The following is a 16,160-nucleotide window of genomic DNA, read 5'->3' as shown; positions in this document are numbered from 1 at the left end:
TCAACCCCCTCGCCGGAGCGTGCGGCGCACGCCTACCGTGGCGCGCATGTCCATCGAACTGAACCAACCGGCGCTGCGCCACGCGCGCTCGCTCGTGCGCGAGGGCAAGGTCGTGCGCGACGAGCGGGACGACTGGTCCGAGGCGGCGCCCACCGCCGACGAGGAGAACTCCTTCATCGAGCGCGACGGCTGGACCGAGTACTCCCACTGGCATCTCGGCATCGACAAGAGCGCGGACCGCGAGACGAAGGGCGCCTACTCGTTCCCGTTCGGCGATTTCCGTCGCGTGCATCGCGGCGGGGTCATCGCGGGGGAGAGCCGGGCAGGTCAGTACGACCATGTGGAGATCAGGGACGCGCTCAAGGCGCTTCTCGAGCTCATCGACGCCGACTCCTGACCCGCGGACCGCGAAACCGCGCACCCGCGGGCGTCGCAGGGGTGTCAGAGCACGGCGAGGGATGTCGCGCGCCAGCGCCCGTCCATGCCCTCGAGGCGCATCGCGACGGCGCGCGTGCGCGCGGGGCTCGCGACGATCACGACGGCTTCGACGACGCCGTCTGCGGGGGCGGAGTGGCGGATCGACAGGATCGAGTGGACGGGACGCCTCGCCGGCACGCCGCGGGCACTCCGTGCGCGGGCAGTGAGGTTGGAGCGCACCACGAGGGCCCGGAAGGCCTCTTCGGTGACCCAGCGCGCGAGCTGCTCGACCTCGCGAACGCCCGACAGCGTCTCGAAGACGCCGATCGTGAGGTTGCGCAGGAACGGCTCCGGATCGGGCAGGTCGGCAGAGGGAGTGCGCTGCGGAGCGAAGTAATCCTCGTACGCATCGTCGGCAAAGCGGCGTGGGTGGACCGCAGGCATCATCGCCATCAGGGGCCTATCTCGTCGGGGGAACGATCTGGCGATTACATCACATCCGTGACTCACAGCAAAAAGTCAGGAAAGGGGTTGTGGATAACTCGCCGGCCGTGTCGGACCGGTGCCCTAGCCTCACTGGGTGCGCTGGGACCGGTTCTTCGACGACCTCGAGGAGCAGCTCGCCTCCGAGTGGGAGGCGGAGCGTGCCGCGCTCGACAGCGAGGCCGAGCGGCTGCGCCTCTCACGGGTGCCGCTGCGCGACCGACTGACGGTGCTCGCCGAGCAGGAGGCCGCGTCGCCGCCGAGCTCCTTCGAGCTGCGCGACGGCACCGTCCTCGTCGCCCGAGTGGGAGGCGCGGGGGCGGATTGGGTCGCGCTCGAGCCGGCGGAGGGACGCGCGGGTGCCGCACTCGTCCCCATATCGGCGATCGCAAGCATCGGGATGCCGCACGCCGAGCTGCTGCGCAGCGCGCGGGCCGTCGCCCCCTCCGCCGTGCGCGACCGCATGACGCTGGGGTTCGCGCTGCGCGACCTCGTCCGCCGGCGCGTCGGCGTGACGCTGCACCTCGTCGGCGGCCGCGCGCTCGCCGGGACCATCGACCGCGCGGGCGCCGACCACCTCGATCTCGCGCTGCACGAGCCCGGCACGCCCCGCCGGACGGGAGACGTCAGCGGGCACCGCATGGTGCCCTTCGACGCCGTGCTGTGGATCCGGCTCGAGGCGGGCGCGCGGCCGCTCTGAGTCGTTCCGTTCGCGGTCGCGCGGCTGCTCCGCTCGCTTCGGCGAAGCGGGAGCAGGGCTTCTAGTCGCCGTGGCGGATGCGGCCCGAGCTCCACAGCTCGGGGAAGCTCGCCTCGTTCGACTGGCGCCACAGCGCCATGCGACGCGCCTCTTCGGCGCGATCGTCTAGGTAGTGCGTGAGCGAGTCGGCGTCGATGCGCCAGCGCGCGGGGGACCCGACCCGGATGCCGCGCAACTGAGCCGTGTGGACGAGCTCCATGACCTCGTCGACCGACACGCCGAGCAGCTCGGCCGCTTCGGCCGGAGCAAGCTGGCGCATGGCGGAAGCCGGGCTGTCGGGCATGCCCCAATTATGGCGGCGGGACCGGGTGCGGCGGCAGGGGCTGACACGCCTGTGGATAATCCTGTAGGGCATTCCGGCGTCTGGGCGACGATGGACGGCATGACGGCACTCGAGCCCGCACGCCCACGTCCGCGCGCCTTCTGGGGCGACGCACGGTTCTTCCTCGGCATCCTGCTCGTGGCGGCATCCGTCGCCGGCGTGTGGCTCGTCGTCTCGGCCTCGCGGCAGACCGTGCCAGTCTTTGCGGCGACGCGCACGATCGTCCCGGGCGAAGCGGTCGCCGCCGACGACGTCCGCCTCGTGGATGTCGCGCTCGGGCGTCTCGAAGACTCCTATCTCACGGCGGATGCGCTCGAAGAGGGCCTCGTGGCGACGCGCACCGTGACGGAGGGCGAGCTCGTCCCGCAGAGCGCCGTCGGAGCCGCCTCGGCCGCCGCCACGACGACCGTCGTGCTGCGCAGTGCCGTGGAGGTGCCCGCCTCGGTGAAGGCCGGCACGGTCGTCGAGGTGTGGGAGGCCCCGCTCATCGAACGTGGGAGCTACGACGCGCCGAGGATCCTCGTGCCCGACGCGACTGTCGTCTCGGTGACCCGCGACGAGTCCGTCATCGGCGGCGGCGCGGCCTCGCTCGAGCTCGTCATCCCGCGCGCCGACGTCGCCGCGGTGCTGGCCGCGACCTCCGACGAGTCGGCACTGTCGATCGTCCCGGCGGCGGGCTTCGCGCGATGACGATCGTCCTCGCCGTCGACGAGCCGCACGCGCGCGTCCTCGAGGCGGGACTCGAGCGCGAGGGGATCGCGGTCGTCACGACGATCGCGGCCTCGGCGCTCGCCGCCGTCGCGGCCGACGAAGCGCGCGGAATCGAGGCGGAGCGGACGCTGCACGCGCTCGCCGCCGCCGAGACCGTCGTGCTGCAGGCGGACCGCACGAGCCTCACGGCGGGCGCGGTCAGCATGTGCGACCGCGCCGGCGTGCGCATCGTGCCCCTCGTCGCGGGCGACGGCGACGGCGCGCTCGTCTCGGCCTTCGGACTCACGGGGCCGTGGCCGCTCGACATCGAGCCGTGGCGGCTCGCCGACGTGCTCGCAGCCCCGCCCGCTCCCGTCGCGGCGACCGAGCCCGACTCGCCCCGGCGTCCGCGGGTCGTCGCCGTGTGGGGTCCCGCAGGGGCTCCGGGACGCACGACCGTCGCGATCGAGCTCGCCGTCGAGCTCGCACGCGGCGGACGCAGGGCCGCGCTCGTCGACGCCGACACGCACGCTCCGTCGATCGCCCTGCAGCTGGGGCTCGCCGACGAGGGACCGGGGTTCGCGGCGGCCTGCCGCGCCGCGCAGCTCGGCGGACTCGACGCGCGCGAGCTCGCCCGGATCGCTTCGCCGCTCGGCCGCACGGGCGTGGATGTGCTGACGGGCCTCAACCGGCCGTCGCGCTGGCCCGAGCTGTCGGCCTCCCGTGTCGCGGGCGCGCTCGAGACGTGCCGCGAGTGGTGCGACTACACGGTCGTCGACGTCGCGGCGCCGCTCGAGCGCGACGAGGAGATCGTGAGCGACCTCGACGGGCCGCGGCGCAACGCCGCGACCATCGCCGCCCTCGAGAGCGCTGACCTCATCGTCGCGGTCGCGGCCGCCGACCCCGTCGGCATCTCCCGGTTCCTCCGCGCGCACGCCGAGCTGCGGGCCCTCGTGGGCGCGACCCCCGTCGCGGTGGTCGCGAACCGGCTGCGCCCCGGCACGCTCGGCGTCGACGCGCGCGGCCAGGTCCGCCGCACGCTCGAGCGGTTCGGCGGGATCCGCGACGTCTGGTTCCTGCCGACGGACGCCCGGTCGACGGATGCCGCGATCCTCGCGTCCCGTCCGATCGCCGAGGTCGCGCCGAAGTCGCCGCTCACGCTCGCCGTGCGCCGCTTCGTCGGCGAGGCGATCGCCCAGGCGCCGGGCCTCGCGGCACGGACGCCGCGGCGCGGCATCCGCCGTCCGTCACGCGCAGCGGCCTGAGCAGATCCCGCCGCAGCACACGCACGGCGTGGCCGTCGCACAGCGGGGACGCACAGCCCCGCGGCTCTAGAGTGAACAGGTGTCGACCCTCAGCGATCTCGTGTATGCCCAAGGCCGATCCAGCGAAGCGGACGTGGAGTGGCTGCACCGGCTGGCCGGCGACGGCCAGCTGCTCGCCGACCTCGCCTTCGCCGACATCGTGATCTGGGTGCCGACGGCTGACGACTCCTTCATCGCCGTCGCGCACACCCGCCCGAGCGGCGCGGCGACGCTCTTCTACCGCGACATCGTCTCGGATCGCGTGCGGCCGCAGTGGCGGACGCAGGTGCGGGACGCCTTCCAGACGGGGCGCATCATCGACTCCGCGTCGCCGGACTGGTTCGAAGAGACTCCCACGCGCGTGCGCGCCGTGCCCATCGTGCGCACCGGGAGGGGCGAGGAGCCGCACGCGGTCGGCGTCCTGACGCGCCACACGAACCTCGGCGAGGCCCGCACGCCGTCGCGCCAGCAGATCACGTTCAACGACTGCGCCGACGAGCTGTTCGGCATGATCGCCTCGGGCGAATTCCCCGATCTCACGGCTCCGACCTCTCCGCGACGCGGTGCGCCACGCGCCTCGGACGGCCTCATCCGGCTCGATGTCGACGGCATCACGACCTTCGCGAGCCCCAACGCGCTCTCGGCGTTCAACCGCCTGGGCTTCGACGACGAACTCGAGGGCGAGTCGCTCGTGGAGGTCGTCACGAGCATCCTGCCCGCGAAGCGCCAGTTCGACGAGTCGCTTCCCGTCGTCCTGACAGGGCGCGCACCCTGGCGTGCCGACCTTGAGTCCCGCGGCGTGACGGTGAGCCTGCGGACGATCCCGCTGCGCGACCACGGCAACCGCACCGGCGCCGTCGTGCTGTGCCGCGACGTGACCGAGATCCGTCACCAGGAGCAGGAGCTCATCACCAAGGACGCGACGATCCGCGAGATCCACCACCGCGTCAAGAACAACCTGCAGACCGTCGCGTCCCTCCTGCGCATCCAGGCGCGGCGCTCGCACACCGACGAGGCGCGCGAGGCGCTGACGCAGGCGATGCGCCGCGTCTCGGCGATCGCGGTCGTGCACGACACGCTCTCGGAGGGCCTCGCTCAGAACGTCGACTTCGACGACGTCTTCACCCGGGCCGTCAAACTCGTCGCCGAGGTCGCGGCAGCGCCGAACACGCGCGCGCGGACGCGCACGACGGGCCGCTTCGGCATCCTTCCGAGCGAGTACGCGACGCCGCTCGCACTCGCGCTGACCGAACTCGTCACGAACGCCGTCGAGCACGGACTCGCGGGGCAGGAGGGCGATGTCGAAGTGATCGCCGAGCGCACCGACGACAGCCTCGAGGTGCGCGTGCGCGACACCGGCTCAGGCCTGCCCGAGGGTCAGGTCGGCCGGGGTCTGGGTACGCAGATCGTGCGCACCCTCATCCAGGGCGAGCTCGGCGGCACGATCGACTGGCACACGATCATGGGCAGCGGGACCGAGGTCACGATCGAGATCCCGCTCCGCTACATCGAGCGCGTCAAGTGAGGGATCCGGGATGCTTCGGCGAAGCATCCCGGAACCACCAGGTCGTGTCGATGTGCGCGGCGCAGGTGTTCTGACATGCTTCGGGTCGACGCCGTCGAACGGCGCCGACCCGTATCGCGTGGATCAGCTGGCGCGGCGGGCGCGCGCGGCGCGGCGCTTGAGGGCGCGGCGCTCGTCCTCGGAGAGGCCGCCCCACACGCCGGAGTCCTGACCGGCCTCGAGCGCGTACTGCAAGCAGATCTCCGTGACCGTGCACCGGGCACAGACGCTCTTGGCCTTCTCGATCTGGTCGACGGCAGGCCCTGTGTTCCCCACGGGGAAGAACAGTTCGGGGTCGACGGTGAGGCAGGCGGCTTTGTCGCGCCAATCCATGGTTGTGCTCCTTGTGACAGAAGAGTGTCGGGTGTTCCAGAGCCCGGATTCGGGTCCGATACCCTGTGGGAGATGCGAGCGATGCTCGCCCCACGTCGCTGTGGGAGCACACGGCTTCACCTATGATCCCATGACGAGCCGTGCCCGATCAAGGCCTGAGGCCCCCCGATTCTGTTGAACTGGCTGGGCATTCCCTCCACGGCATGGAGGAACCGCACAAGCCGTCCGTCCCACGACCGAGGAACCGTCGAAGTATGCGAACAAGAACCCCGGCCCGCGCGGCCGCCGTCCTTCTCATCCTCGAGGGCGTCGCACTCGTGGGGATCGCGGCGTGGCAGATCGCCGCGCTCACGGCGGGCGACACGGGGTCGGTCGAGAGTGCGATCGCGCTGCTCGTGCTGACGTTCGTGGGCGCTGCGGCCCTCGTGGCGTTCGGGGTCGCCGTGCGGCGGGGACGGTCCTGGGGCCGTTCGGGCGGGATCGTCGCCCAGCTGCTCATCGTCGCCGTCGCGCTCGGCGCGGCGACGGGGGAGTACGCGCATCCCCTGACGGCACTCGCCCTCGCGGGCCCGGCGATCCTCGTGCTCGTGCTGCTCGTGCTCGCTGCGCGGGACGCGCGGAAGGATGCCGCGGACGCCGATTCGGAGAACCCGTAGCCAGCTCGATGAGAGGTTTCTCATCTGAGTCATTCCCCAGTTAGGATCGCGTGCCGGCTGTCGCGGACAATGCCGTCCCCACCGGCGCATGCACTGGGGAGTGGAATGCATTCCATGGGGAAAGCGCGTTCGTCGCGCCTGCTTGCTGGGCTCACAGCGGTGCCGTCATCGCCCGGGCGGGCTCGCTGCTAAGCCGTGTAACCGTCGGCGTCCGCCAGTCACCCAGTCCGGTGAGGGCCAAGCGGCTGTGCGCGTGGACTTTTGCGGCCACTCTATTTGGCCTTATCCACTCATTAGCTACTTGATAGCGCCTCCAAAACAGCTCGGGAAAAGGCCGTTAACTTTTAATTAGAAGAGTGTTAGAGTCCCCGCATTCGATGCGACGGTCAGCCGGGCATCGAACCACCCCGACAGAGAAGATAGGAACCACCCGATGCGCCGCATCAACAAGACTGCGTGCAAGGACGCCGCAGTCGCCCCCGCAGCCGCCACCCCGTGGACGTCACCCGGTCGTCGCGCCGCCGCGGCGATCCTGCTCCCGGCGACCCTCGCCGGCATGCTCTTCGCCGGCAGCCCGGCCTTCGCGGGAACCAACCCCGCGGACACCAAAGGCATCTGCAACGGAGTCGTGAACCAGCTCGCCCACCGCGGCGCGGTGCAGGAGAACCTGCTCAAGGCCGCGGCGAAGAAGAACGCGGACGTGATCGCGTCCCTGACGGCGCAGCGCACCGCCCTGCAGGCACAGAGCGCCGACCTCAAGTTGCAGATCGACCAGATCAACCAGCAGCTCGCAGTCCTCGAGGCGGAAAGCGCCAAGCTCGACGCGGACCTCAAGACCACCCAGGACGAACTGGCCTCCGTTACGGACGAACAGGCCGTCGTCGCCGTCAAGATCTCCAACACCGAGAAGGCGCTCGCCGACCTCAAGTCGCAGCGGGGCGGCGTTCAGTCCCAGATCGGCGAGCTCCAGGAACAGCTCGCCGGCGCGCGCGCCGAGTCCGCGGACCTGGGCAAGCAGGCAGACGCCCTGAGGGGCCAGATCGACGCGAAGAACGCCGACATCGCCATGGCGAACGGCCAGTTGACCACGCTGAAGGGGGCCGCCGCGTCAGCTGACGCGGCCTTCGCAACCAAGAACGCCGAGATCACCGCAGCGCAGGGCGAGCTGGTCAGCCTTAAGGCGAATGCCGAGAACGCATCCACCGCTGTCGACACCGCCACGACCGCGGTCACCGACGCGGAGTCGAAGCTGGAGGAGCTGAAGAACAGCGGTGCCGCGGCTCAGGCCGAGCTGGATGCCCAGCTGGAAAAGGTGTCGGACGCCCAGGACACCCTCGCATCCCTGCAGGCGGCAGCCAAGGTTGCAGCCGCCGCCGTGACCACCAAGCAGGCGGCTATCACCCAGGCGCAGGGCGAGCTGGTCACGCTGCAGGACGCCGCGAAGGGCGCTGACGCCGCGGTGGCCGCCAAGAACACGGAGATCACCCAGGCGCAGGGCGAGCTCGCCACGCTGCAGACGGCCGAGAAGACCGCCTCCACTGCGCTCGCCGCGAACCAGGCCGCCATCGCCAAGCTCGACACCGAGATCGCTGGCCTGCAGGGCCAGATCGCTGAGGTCGACTCGCAGATCGCCACCAAGCAGGCCGCGCTCACCCAGGCGCAGGGCCAACTGGCTGCCCTGCAGACCACGAAGACGGGTCTCGAGACGGACATCGCGTCGCTCACCGCTCAGATCGCGGAATTCCCCGAGACGTCAAACTCGTCCAAGAAACGCGAGCTGATTGCGCAGCGCACCGCCAAGCAAGCCCAGCTGGCGACGGTGGATGCCCAGATCACCGACCAGACCACGCTGATCGCAGGGCTCTCCGGTGACCTGGCGACTCTGCAGAACAAGGTCAACGACCTGAACGCCCAGCTGCTTGCCAAGCAGACCCAGAGCAGCGACTTGCAGAAGCAAGCCGCCCCGCTCCAGGCGACTCTCGACGCTGCCAAGGCCGCGGTCGGTGCGAAGCAGGATGGCATCGCGACCCTGCAGGGCCAGCTCCCCGCCCTCCAGGCGGCGGTGACCACCGCGAACCGGGCGGTCACTACCAAGCAGGGCGAGATCGACGCGCTGAGTGGTCAGCTCCCGGCACTGCAGGACGCGGTCAGCCTCGCGGACAGCAAGGTCACCGATCAGGAGAAGGTCGTCGCCGACCTCGAGGCCGCGCTCCCCGGACTGTCCGAGGGTGTCGAGGCCGCGAAGCAGGCGATCGCCGACCAGCAGGCGGTGCTCGCGGACCGCAAGGCGGACCTGGTGAAGGCACAGAACGCGCTCGCCACGGCCACCCAGGCCGTCCACGCCCAGGAGGAGGAGATCACCTCCCTTCGGGGCCAGCTGCCCGCCCTGCAGGCGGCGGTGGACGCCGCCAACACGGCCGTGAGCGCCAAGGAGGTCGAGATCGCCAAGCTCGACGGCCAGATCAACACGCTGGTCGCCCAGCTCACCGACCTCAACACCAAGATCACGGCCGCCGAGGCTGCCGTCCTCGACCTGCAGAACCGGGTCGCTCCGCTGCTGGCACAGCTGAACAAGCTCAACGCCGAGGTCTCCGAGAGTGAGGCTCAGCTGGCCGCATTGCAGGGCCAGCTGACGTCGCTCGACAGTCAGGTCACCGCCGCCCAGGGGGTGCTCCGCGACCTTCAGGCGCAGAAGAAGACGAATAAGGACGCGATCGCAGCCCAGGCGGCGACCGTGAAGGTCCTGCAGGACAAGCTCGGCAGCATCCAGACCCAGATCAAGGCGATCGACGGCACGATCGCTCTGGGCGGTTGCGTGGTCTGACTCTTCGGATCGGTCCATCACGACCGACCACACAACGCCATCCGCGCGGAGGAGGCCCCAGGCTCAAGAGCCTGGGGCCTCCTCGCATTCCGAGGGTGGCTTTCGACACCGACGCGCCACGAAGCAAGTGATCAGCTGCTAGCCGACCTTCAACAGTGCGCGCAGCCGGGCGACATGCCCGGTTGCGCGCACGTTGTACAGGGCGTGCTCGATGCGGCCCTTCTCGTTCAAGACGAACGTCGAGCGGATGACGCCCTTGATGACCTTGCCGTAGTTCATCTTGTCGCCCCACGTGCCGTACTTCGCGTGCACCTTGTGATCGGGGTCGCTCAGGAGGTCGTAGGTCAGGCCGTCGCGTTCGCGGAAGCGCGCGAGCTTCTCGGGCGCGTCGCGTGAGATGCCCAGGATCGTGTAGCCGGCGGCCTGCAGCGGCGCGAGGCTGTCGCGGAAGTCGCACGCCTCCTTCGTGCACCCGGGCGTCATGGCCTCGGGATAGAAGAAGAGGATCACGGGCCCGCCGCGCAGGTCTCGGAGCGTCACGGGCTGCTCGTCCTGGTCGAGGAGCGTGAAGGCCGGGGCCAGGCGGCCGGGTTCGAGGCGCGCGGAGGTCATCCCTCCAGCCTAGGGTCGCCGCGACAGTACCGAGATCGGACGGTTCTACGAGATTCGGATGCCGTGGGTCGAAGCATCCGAATCCCGTAGAACGATCCGAATAGGGCGGGGCTGGAGAGCGGGAGCGGGGGAGCGGGGGAGCGGGTGGGGCGTAAGTCGGGCGCGAGGGCGATCAGGTCACGCCTTGTCGGCGAAGGTCAGCAGCAGCCGCTGCAGCGAGTCCAGCCGGGCTGCGCCGCGCGGGCCGAGGCGGCCCTCGTCGCGGGCCTCGATGATGGCGCAGTCGGGGGCGTCGGGCAGATGCGTGCAGCCGCGCGGGCACTCCTCGGCGATCTCGGCGAGCTCGGTGAAGGCGCGCAGGATGTTGGCCGGGTCGACGTGGCCGAGGCCGAATGACCGGACGCCCGGCGTGTCGATGACCCACCCGCCGCCGCCTTCGCCGCGGTAGCGCAGCGAGACCGTCGAGCTCGAGGTGTGCCGCCCGCGCCCCGTCACGACATTGACGTGTCCTGTCGCGCGCTGCGCCGTCGGGACGAGGGCGTTCACGAGCGTCGACTTGCCGACGCCCGAATGCCCCACGAACACCGTCGAGTGCCCGACGAGGGCCGCGCCGATGCGCTCGATCGGCATCTCCTCGCGTGCGCTCGTGAAGACCTCGAGATCGAGGCCGTCGAAGTGCGCGAGGAAGGAGGCGGGGTCGGTGAGGTCGGTCTTGGTCACGACCAGGAGGGGACGGATGCCGGCATCGAGCGCCGCGACGAGGTACCGGTCCACGAGCCGCGGCCGCGGCTCGGGGTCGGCCGCCGCGACGACGACGAGCATCTGGTCGGCGTTGGCGACCACGACGCGCTCCACCTGGTCGGTGTCGTCCGCGCTGCGGCGCAGGAGAGAGGACCGCGGCTCGATCCCGACGATGCGTCCGAGCGTGCCCTCGTCGCCCGAGGAGTCGCCCACGACCCGTGCGAGATCTCCCGTCACGATGGGCTGCTTGCGCAGCTCGCGCGCGCGCATCGCGACGGCCTCGTGCTCGGCATCCGTGTCCTCCGCGACGAGGACCGCGTAGCGGCCTCGGTCGACGCCCAGGACGCGCGCGATCTCGGCGTCGGAGTGGGCCGGACGCCTCTTGGTGCGGGGGCGGTTGGCCTTGGGGTTGGGACGGACCCGGACGTCGGCTTCGTCGAACTCGTCGTCGTCGTCGTCGGAGTCGTCCAGCCAGCTCACGATGCCTGCAGGGCCTCCGGGCGCGGGGTCGCGCCGTCGGATCCGCCCTCGAGCATGCGCTGCCACAGCTGCGGGAACTCGGGCATCGTCTTGGCGGTCGTGCCGATGTCGTCGATCTCGACGCCCGGGACGGCGAGGCCCACGAGGGCGCCCGTCGTCGCGAGGCGGTGGTCGTGGTGTGCGCGCCAGCGGCCGCCCTGGAGCGGGCGGGGGAAGATGCGGATGCCGTCGGGCAGCTCTTCCGCGTGGCCGCCGAGGGCGCGCAGCTCGCTCACGAGAGCCGCGATGCGGTCGGTCTCGTGGCCGCGGATGTGCCCGATGCCGTAGAGCGTCGTCGGGCTGTCGGCGAAGGCCGCGAGGCCCACGATCGTCGGAGTGAGCTCGCCGGCGGCCGAGAGGTCGAGGTCGACGCCCTGGATGCCGTTCGCGCCGCCCGTCACCGTGAGCGCGCCGCCGCGCCTGGCGACGCGGGCGCCCATGAGGGAGAGGATGTCGCCGAGCATCGCACCCGGCTGCGTCGAGTGCGCGGGCCAGCCCGGCACCGAGACGGAGCCGCCGACGACCATCGCCGCCGCGAGGAACGGTGCGGCGTTGGACAGGTCGGGCTCGATCGCGATGTCCTTGCCGCGCAGGGGACCCGCCGGGACGACCCATTCGCCCGCCGTCGGCCGCTCGACGTGCACGCCGCGGTGCGACAGCGCCTCGACCGTCATGTCGATGTGCGGCATGCTCGGCAGCCGCTCGCCGCGGTGGATGAGGTGCAGCCCGACGTCGAAGCGCGGAGCCGCGAGCAGCAGTCCCGACACGAACTGGCTCGAGGCGCTCGCGTCGATCACGACCTCGCCGCCGCGGACATGTCCGTGGCCGCGCACCGAGAAGGGGAGGGCCCAGTGGCCGCCGTCGTCGATGTCGACGCCGACGTCGCGGAGCGCCTTGATCATGGCGCCCATGGGGCGGTGCAGCGCAGTCTCGTGCGCCGTGATCGTGACCTCGCCGTCGGCGAAGCCCGCGAGACCCGCGACGAACCGCATGACGGTGCCGGCCTGGCCGCAGTCCACGACGCCGCCGCCGCGCAGGGGCCAGCGCGGGGTCACGAGGAGGTCGGGACCGAACGGACCGGCGCCCTCCTCGGGCGTGATCGTGACGCCGAGCGACTGCAGCGCCTCGATCATGCGCTGCGAATCCTCGGAGTGCAGGGGCGAGCAGAGACGGCTCGGACCGTCGGCGAGCGACGCGAGGATGAGCTCCCGATTGGTGAGCGATTTCGAGCCTGGCACCGTCACGGAGGCGCTCAGCGGGCCGCTCGCGACAGGCGCGTGCCAGTGGCCGCGCACACCGCGCGGAGGAACGGGGGAATACACGTCGCCGGTCATCGGTTTCTACCCTACTGAACGCCTCGCGCAAACCCCCTCAGAGGAGCCCATGATCGCCACACTCGATCGCGTCGATATCGGTGCGCCAGAGGCCTGGGACGCCCCCGGCATAGACTGGCGCGTGATGAACGATCAGGCCCAGGCCCAGGCCGAGACGGATCCTCGTACGCAGTTCGAGGAGCAGGCGCTGCCCTACATGGACCAGCTCTACGCCGCGGCGATGCGCATGACGCGCAATCCCGCCGACGCGGCAGACCTCGTGCAGGAGACCTTCGTCAAGGCGTTCGCCTCGTGGAAGACCTTCACGCAGGGCACGAACCTCAAGGCGTGGCTGTACCGCATCCTCACGAATGCGTACATCAACACGTACCGCAAGAAGCAGCGCGAGCCCTATCAGGGCACGATCGACGAGCTCGAGGACTGGCAGCTCGGCGGCGCCGAGTCGACCACGGCCACGAGCAGCCGATCCGCGGAGGCCGAGGCGATCGATCGGATGCCGGCATCCGTCGTGAAAGACGCCCTGCAGGCCATCCCGGAGGACTTCCGGCTGGCGGTGTACCTCGCGGACGTCGAGGGCTTCGCCTACCAGGAGATCGCCGACATCATGAAGACCCCCATCGGCACGGTCATGAGCCGTCTGCATCGCGGCAGACGGATGCTTCGTGAACTGCTCGCCGACTACGCGAAGGAGCGCGGCATCGACACCGCGTCCGCAAAAGAGCGCGGCGCGAAGGCCGCACCGAGGAGCACGAGATGACCGATTGCGGCTGCGAGAAGGCGCGGCGCGACCTCGAGGAGTACCTGCGGCACGAAGTGTGCAAGACGCAGCACTCCGACATCGCCGAGCACCTGGAGAACTGCGCGGAGTGCAGCGACGAGGCCCTCGTCGCACGGACGCTGACGGATGTCGTCGCGCGGGCCTGCAAGGAAGCAGCTCCCGAGGAGCTGCGTGACGTCGTGCTCGCCCGCATCCGCGAGGTGCAGGCGTCGCACTGACGCGGACGGCGGTCCGTCTCGAGCGCCGATCCACCTGGCGCTGAGCGGTCGCCCTCTCAGACCTTCTTCGCGAAGACCGAGAGCGCGCCCGGCACGACGTCGATCGTGAGCGGCAGCGCACCGACGGGATCGCCGTCCGCGTACGCCGTCACGCCGGGCGAGGCGATCCTGATGCGCGTGACGCGCCGCGTCACCACCTCGTCGAGGACCGTGTGCGTCCCGCGGTAGGCGCGGGGGAGCAGACGGGCGAGCCGCAGGCGCCCCGCGGGGCGCACGAGCGTCACATCGAGCAGGCCGTCCGAGGGGTCGGCGTCGGGGCAGATCGGGATGCCGCCGCCGTACATGCTCGTATTGCCGACGGTCGCCATCACGAGGTCGCCGTCGATGCGCTCGAGCGTGCCGTCCGCGAGCGTCAGCTCGAGCTGGAACGGGATGCCGCGCAGCCGCAGGAACTCCAGGAGGATCGCGATCGTGTAGCGCGAGCCGCCCCGAGGCCACGTCATGGCGTTCGCACGGTCGTTGACCTTCGAGTCGAAGCCGCTCGCGAGCACCGACGCGAAGTGGCGGGTCGAGCCGTCCTCTCGCGTGATTCGGGCGAGGTCGACGGTGCGCGTCTCACCGCCGATCACGAGGTCGGCGGCCGCGTCGGCGTCGAGCTCGCGCAGGCCGAGCGCCCCCGCGAAGTCGTTGCCCGTCCCCGAGGGCACGATGCCGAGCGGGACGCCGGTCCCCGCGAGCTCCTGCACCGCGAGGCCGACCGTGCCGTCGCCGCCCGCGACGACGACGGCGTCCGTGCCGAGCTCTATCGCAGTGCGCAGGAGCGCGGCGGACTCGGCGGCGCTTCCCCCGCTCACGATCGTCGTCCGGAGGCCGTGCTCGCGCAGCCGCTCGGCGGCGCGCGTCGCGGCGCCCGTGTGCGCGCCCGTGCGCGCCGCGGGGTTGAGGAGCAGGGTGACACTCACCCGGCCACCGGGCCGGGCGCCTCGACGAGCACGCCGGGGTTCATGATCCCGGTCGGGTCGAGGGTGTCCTTGACGGCGCGGAGCACCGCGATCCCGAGCGGTCCGATCTCGTCCTCGAGGTACGGGAGGTGGTCGCGGCCGACGGCGTGATGGTGGGTGATCGTGCCGCCCGCTTCGCCGATGGCGCGGGACGCGGCGTCCTTCGCCCCCTGCCATTGCGCCGCGGGATCGGCGGTGAGCGCGGCCACGACGGTGAAGTACAGCGAGGCGCCCGCGGGGTAGACGTGCGAGATGTGACACAGGACGAGCGGCTTGGTGCCCTCGGCCGTGAGGCGGTCGGTGAGGGCCGCCGTGACCGACCGCTTGAGCTCGGGCAGCTGCGCCCATGTCGTGGCGGTCTCGAGCGTCTCGGCGAGGACCCCGATGTCGAGCAGCGTGTCGCGCAGTGCCGGCGAGGCGAAGCGTCCGCGCTCCCAGGATCGGGCCGGCTCCTCGCCGCGCGAGCGGGCGCCGTGGCTGCGGAACACGTCGTGCAGCGTCGCGCGCGTCTCAGCCGCCGCGGCGGTCGACTCGCCCTCGAAGGTCGCGACGGCCAGGACTCCGCGCATGCGTGTGAGGTGGCCGCCGAGGGCGGCGTTGACGCGCGTCTCCGTCTCGTCACTGAGCCGCAGGACAGTGGGACGGATGCCGCGCTGCGTCGCCGACCGGAGGGCCGCGGCGCCCGACGTGAAGTCAGGGAAGGTCCACGCGCCGTACGCCGTCGCGGCGGGGACGGGGCGGATGCGCACCGTGACCTCGGTGAGCACCCCGAAGGCGCCCTCCGAGCCGAGGAAGAGCTGCCGGAGGTCGGGTCCTGCGGCGCTCGCGGGAGCGCGCCCGAGCCGCAGCTCGCCCGCGGGCGTCGCGACGCGCAGCGCGTGCACGAGGTCGTCGAAGCGGCCGTAGCCGCGCGAGGCCTGCCCGCTCGAGCGGGTCGCGGCGAATCCGCCGATCGAGGCGTACCGGAAGCTCTGCGGGAAGTGTCCGAGGGTGAAACCGCGCTCGCCGAGCAGCTCCTCGGCCTGCGGGCCCGTCGTCCCCGCGCCGAGGGTCGCGAGCAGCGAGACCTCGTCGAGCGTGATGAGCGCCGCCGTGCGCGACAGGTCGAGCGCGATGATGGCCGCGTGGGACCCGCGCACGGGGTCGACTCCGCCGACGACGCTCGTGCCGCCGCCGAAGGGGACGACGGCGATGCCGCGCTCCGCGCACAGCCGCAGCACCGCGAGCACCTCGTCGTGCGAGCCGGGCGACACGACGGCGTCGGGCGCGGCCTGCTGCTCGCCCGTGCGGCGGGCGAGCAGGTCGGGCGTGCTCTTGCCGCCGAGGTGCAGCACCCGCACGTCGTCGTCGGCGGTCGCGCGCCCTGCGGCGTCCGTGAGGGCGGAGAGGTCGTCGGCGGCGATGCGCGAGGCCGTGAGCGTGGGGCGCTTACGGCGTGGGACGGGATGCGGCTTGCCCGGCAGGAGCGTCGAGACGATCGCCCGTGCCCCGGCGGGGAGGCGTGCAGGCTCGTCGCCCCAGGCGTCCCAATCGGACCGGCCGGCAGGCGGCGGGAGGGCGATCGCGATCGGCGTCGGAGTCGGCGATGACATGGGCGACAGTAT

The 16,160-nt window shown here is 71.4% G+C and carries 17 protein-coding genes; 9 read left to right on the top strand and 8 right to left on the bottom strand.

Annotated features, from left to right (window positions below; genetic code table 11):
- Nucleotides 1–46: 46 nt before the first annotated feature.
- The gene (locus tag MJ607_RS17710; protein WP_243076934.1) at nt 47–397 is read left to right on the top strand and encodes a hypothetical protein; all 351 of its coding nucleotides are present in this window, start codon (nt 47–49) and stop codon (nt 395–397) included.
- Between the two features lie 44 nt (nt 398–441).
- Here MJ607_RS17710 and MJ607_RS17705 read toward each other — a convergent pair whose 3' ends face one another.
- Nucleotides 442–870 (bottom strand): Rv3235 family protein, encoded by a 429-nt coding sequence (locus tag MJ607_RS17705; protein ID WP_243076933.1) that lies wholly within the window; start codon nt 868–870, stop codon nt 442–444.
- A gap of 127 nt (nt 871–997) precedes the next feature.
- On the opposite strand from MJ607_RS17705, the gene MJ607_RS17700 reads away from it, so the two are divergent.
- Entirely contained in the window at nt 998–1,600 is a 603-nt protein-coding gene (locus MJ607_RS17700; protein ID WP_243076932.1) for a hypothetical protein, read from the top strand.
- 61 nt (nt 1,601–1,661) lie between these two features.
- Here MJ607_RS17700 and MJ607_RS17695 read toward each other — a convergent pair whose 3' ends face one another.
- Nucleotides 1,662–1,943, bottom strand: a complete 282-nt coding sequence (locus MJ607_RS17695; protein ID WP_243076931.1) for a helix-turn-helix domain-containing protein — start codon at nt 1,941–1,943, stop codon at nt 1,662–1,664.
- A gap of 99 nt (nt 1,944–2,042) precedes the next feature.
- On the opposite strand from MJ607_RS17695, the gene MJ607_RS17690 reads away from it, so the two are divergent.
- From MJ607_RS17690 to MJ607_RS17680, 3 genes are all read left to right on the top strand, one after another.
- On the top strand, nt 2,043–2,672 hold the full coding sequence (locus MJ607_RS17690; RefSeq protein ID WP_243076930.1) for an SAF domain-containing protein: 630 nt from the start codon (nt 2,043–2,045) through the stop codon (nt 2,670–2,672).
- Nucleotides 2,669–3,937, top strand: coding sequence for a hypothetical protein (locus tag MJ607_RS17685; protein ID WP_243076929.1), 1,269 nt, complete (start codon nt 2,669–2,671; stop codon nt 3,935–3,937). The genes MJ607_RS17690 and MJ607_RS17685 overlap by 4 nt, the downstream gene beginning before the upstream one ends.
- A gap of 79 nt (nt 3,938–4,016) precedes the next feature.
- The gene (locus tag MJ607_RS17680; RefSeq protein ID WP_243076928.1) at nt 4,017–5,501 is read left to right on the top strand and encodes a sensor histidine kinase; all 1,485 of its coding nucleotides are present in this window, start codon (nt 4,017–4,019) and stop codon (nt 5,499–5,501) included.
- Nucleotides 5,502–5,624: 123 nt separating this feature from the next.
- On the opposite strand, the gene MJ607_RS17675 is transcribed toward MJ607_RS17680, so the two are convergent.
- Nucleotides 5,625–5,873, bottom strand: coding sequence for a WhiB family transcriptional regulator (locus MJ607_RS17675; protein WP_243076927.1), 249 nt, complete (start codon nt 5,871–5,873; stop codon nt 5,625–5,627).
- Between the two features lie 254 nt (nt 5,874–6,127).
- On the opposite strand from MJ607_RS17675, the gene MJ607_RS17670 reads away from it, so the two are divergent.
- Nucleotides 6,128–6,529 (top strand): histidine kinase, encoded by a 402-nt coding sequence (locus MJ607_RS17670; RefSeq protein ID WP_243076926.1) that lies wholly within the window; start codon nt 6,128–6,130, stop codon nt 6,527–6,529.
- 433 nt (nt 6,530–6,962) lie between these two features.
- The gene (locus MJ607_RS17665) at nt 6,963–9,353 is read left to right on the top strand and encodes a chromosome segregation ATPase (RefSeq protein ID WP_243076925.1); all 2,391 of its coding nucleotides are present in this window, start codon (nt 6,963–6,965) and stop codon (nt 9,351–9,353) included.
- Between the two features lie 138 nt (nt 9,354–9,491).
- Here the strand turns inward: MJ607_RS17665 and bcp are convergent, their stop codons facing one another.
- The 3 genes from bcp to aroA all read right to left on the bottom strand — a co-directional run bounded on the left by bcp (nt 9,492) and on the right by aroA (nt 12,559).
- Nucleotides 9,492–9,965, bottom strand: a complete 474-nt coding sequence (gene bcp / locus MJ607_RS17660) for a thioredoxin-dependent thiol peroxidase (protein ID WP_243076924.1) — start codon at nt 9,963–9,965, stop codon at nt 9,492–9,494.
- 177 nt (nt 9,966–10,142) lie between these two features.
- The gene (gene rsgA, locus MJ607_RS17655) at nt 10,143–11,186 is read right to left on the bottom strand and encodes a ribosome small subunit-dependent GTPase A (protein ID WP_243076923.1); all 1,044 of its coding nucleotides are present in this window, start codon (nt 11,184–11,186) and stop codon (nt 10,143–10,145) included.
- Entirely contained in the window at nt 11,183–12,559 is a 1,377-nt protein-coding gene (gene aroA, locus MJ607_RS17650) for a 3-phosphoshikimate 1-carboxyvinyltransferase (RefSeq protein WP_243076922.1), read from the bottom strand. The genes rsgA and aroA overlap by 4 nt, the downstream gene beginning before the upstream one ends.
- 49 nt (nt 12,560–12,608) lie before the next feature.
- Here aroA and MJ607_RS17645 point away from each other — a divergent pair, with 49 nt between their 5' ends.
- Complete coding sequence (locus MJ607_RS17645; protein WP_279234815.1) at nt 12,609–13,316, top strand: sigma-70 family RNA polymerase sigma factor; 708 nt, start codon at nt 12,609–12,611, stop codon at nt 13,314–13,316.
- A complete protein-coding gene (locus MJ607_RS17640) occupies nt 13,313–13,555 on the top strand; it encodes an alpha-ketoglutarate decarboxylase (protein WP_243076920.1) in 243 nt (80 codons plus the stop codon). The genes MJ607_RS17645 and MJ607_RS17640 overlap by 4 nt, the downstream gene beginning before the upstream one ends.
- Nucleotides 13,556–13,611: 56 nt before the next feature.
- On the opposite strand, the gene MJ607_RS17635 is transcribed toward MJ607_RS17640, so the two are convergent.
- The gene (locus tag MJ607_RS17635; RefSeq protein WP_243076919.1) at nt 13,612–14,517 is read right to left on the bottom strand and encodes a diacylglycerol kinase; all 906 of its coding nucleotides are present in this window, start codon (nt 14,515–14,517) and stop codon (nt 13,612–13,614) included.
- Nucleotides 14,514–16,148: an FAD-binding oxidoreductase gene (locus tag MJ607_RS17630; RefSeq protein ID WP_243076918.1), complete on the bottom strand. Its 1,635-nt coding sequence runs from the start codon at nt 16,146–16,148 to the stop codon at nt 14,514–14,516. The genes MJ607_RS17635 and MJ607_RS17630 overlap by 4 nt, the downstream gene beginning before the upstream one ends.
- Nucleotides 16,149–16,160 lie beyond the last annotated feature (12 nt).

Source organism: Microbacterium sp. SS28 (assembly GCF_022761035.1).
GTDB lineage: Bacteria > Actinomycetota > Actinomycetes > Actinomycetales > Microbacteriaceae > Microbacterium.
The sequence above is the reverse complement of the archived record's forward strand: the minus strand, read 5'-3'. Positions and strand labels throughout refer to the sequence as shown.

Bases quoted from the DNA above. Each gene is read 5' to 3' on its own strand.
- MJ607_RS17710 (WP_243076934.1), top strand. From the start codon at position 47: ATGTCCATCGAACTGAACCAACCGGCGCTGCGCCACGCGCGCTCGCTC.
- MJ607_RS17705 (WP_243076933.1), bottom strand. From the start codon at position 870: ATGGCGATGATGCCTGCGGTCCACCCACGCCGCTTTGCCGACGATGCG.
- MJ607_RS17695 (WP_243076931.1), bottom strand. From the start codon at position 1,943: ATGCCCGACAGCCCGGCTTCCGCCATGCGCCAGCTTGCTCCGGCCGAA.
- MJ607_RS17690 (WP_243076930.1), top strand. From the start codon at position 2,043: ATGACGGCACTCGAGCCCGCACGCCCACGTCCGCGCGCCTTCTGGGGC.
- MJ607_RS17685 (WP_243076929.1), top strand. From the start codon at position 2,669: ATGACGATCGTCCTCGCCGTCGACGAGCCGCACGCGCGCGTCCTCGAG.
- MJ607_RS17675 (WP_243076927.1), bottom strand. From the start codon at position 5,873: ATGGATTGGCGCGACAAAGCCGCCTGCCTCACCGTCGACCCCGAACTG.
- MJ607_RS17670 (WP_243076926.1), top strand. From the start codon at position 6,128: ATGCGAACAAGAACCCCGGCCCGCGCGGCCGCCGTCCTTCTCATCCTC.
- MJ607_RS17665 (WP_243076925.1), top strand. From the start codon at position 6,963: ATGCGCCGCATCAACAAGACTGCGTGCAAGGACGCCGCAGTCGCCCCC.
- bcp (WP_243076924.1), bottom strand. From the start codon at position 9,965: ATGACCTCCGCGCGCCTCGAACCCGGCCGCCTGGCCCCGGCCTTCACG.
- aroA (WP_243076922.1), bottom strand. From the start codon at position 12,559: ATGACCGGCGACGTGTATTCCCCCGTTCCTCCGCGCGGTGTGCGCGGC.
- MJ607_RS17645 (WP_279234815.1), top strand. From the start codon at position 12,609: ATGATCGCCACACTCGATCGCGTCGATATCGGTGCGCCAGAGGCCTGG.
- MJ607_RS17640 (WP_243076920.1), top strand. From the start codon at position 13,313: ATGACCGATTGCGGCTGCGAGAAGGCGCGGCGCGACCTCGAGGAGTAC.
- MJ607_RS17630 (WP_243076918.1), bottom strand. From the start codon at position 16,148: ATGTCATCGCCGACTCCGACGCCGATCGCGATCGCCCTCCCGCCGCCT.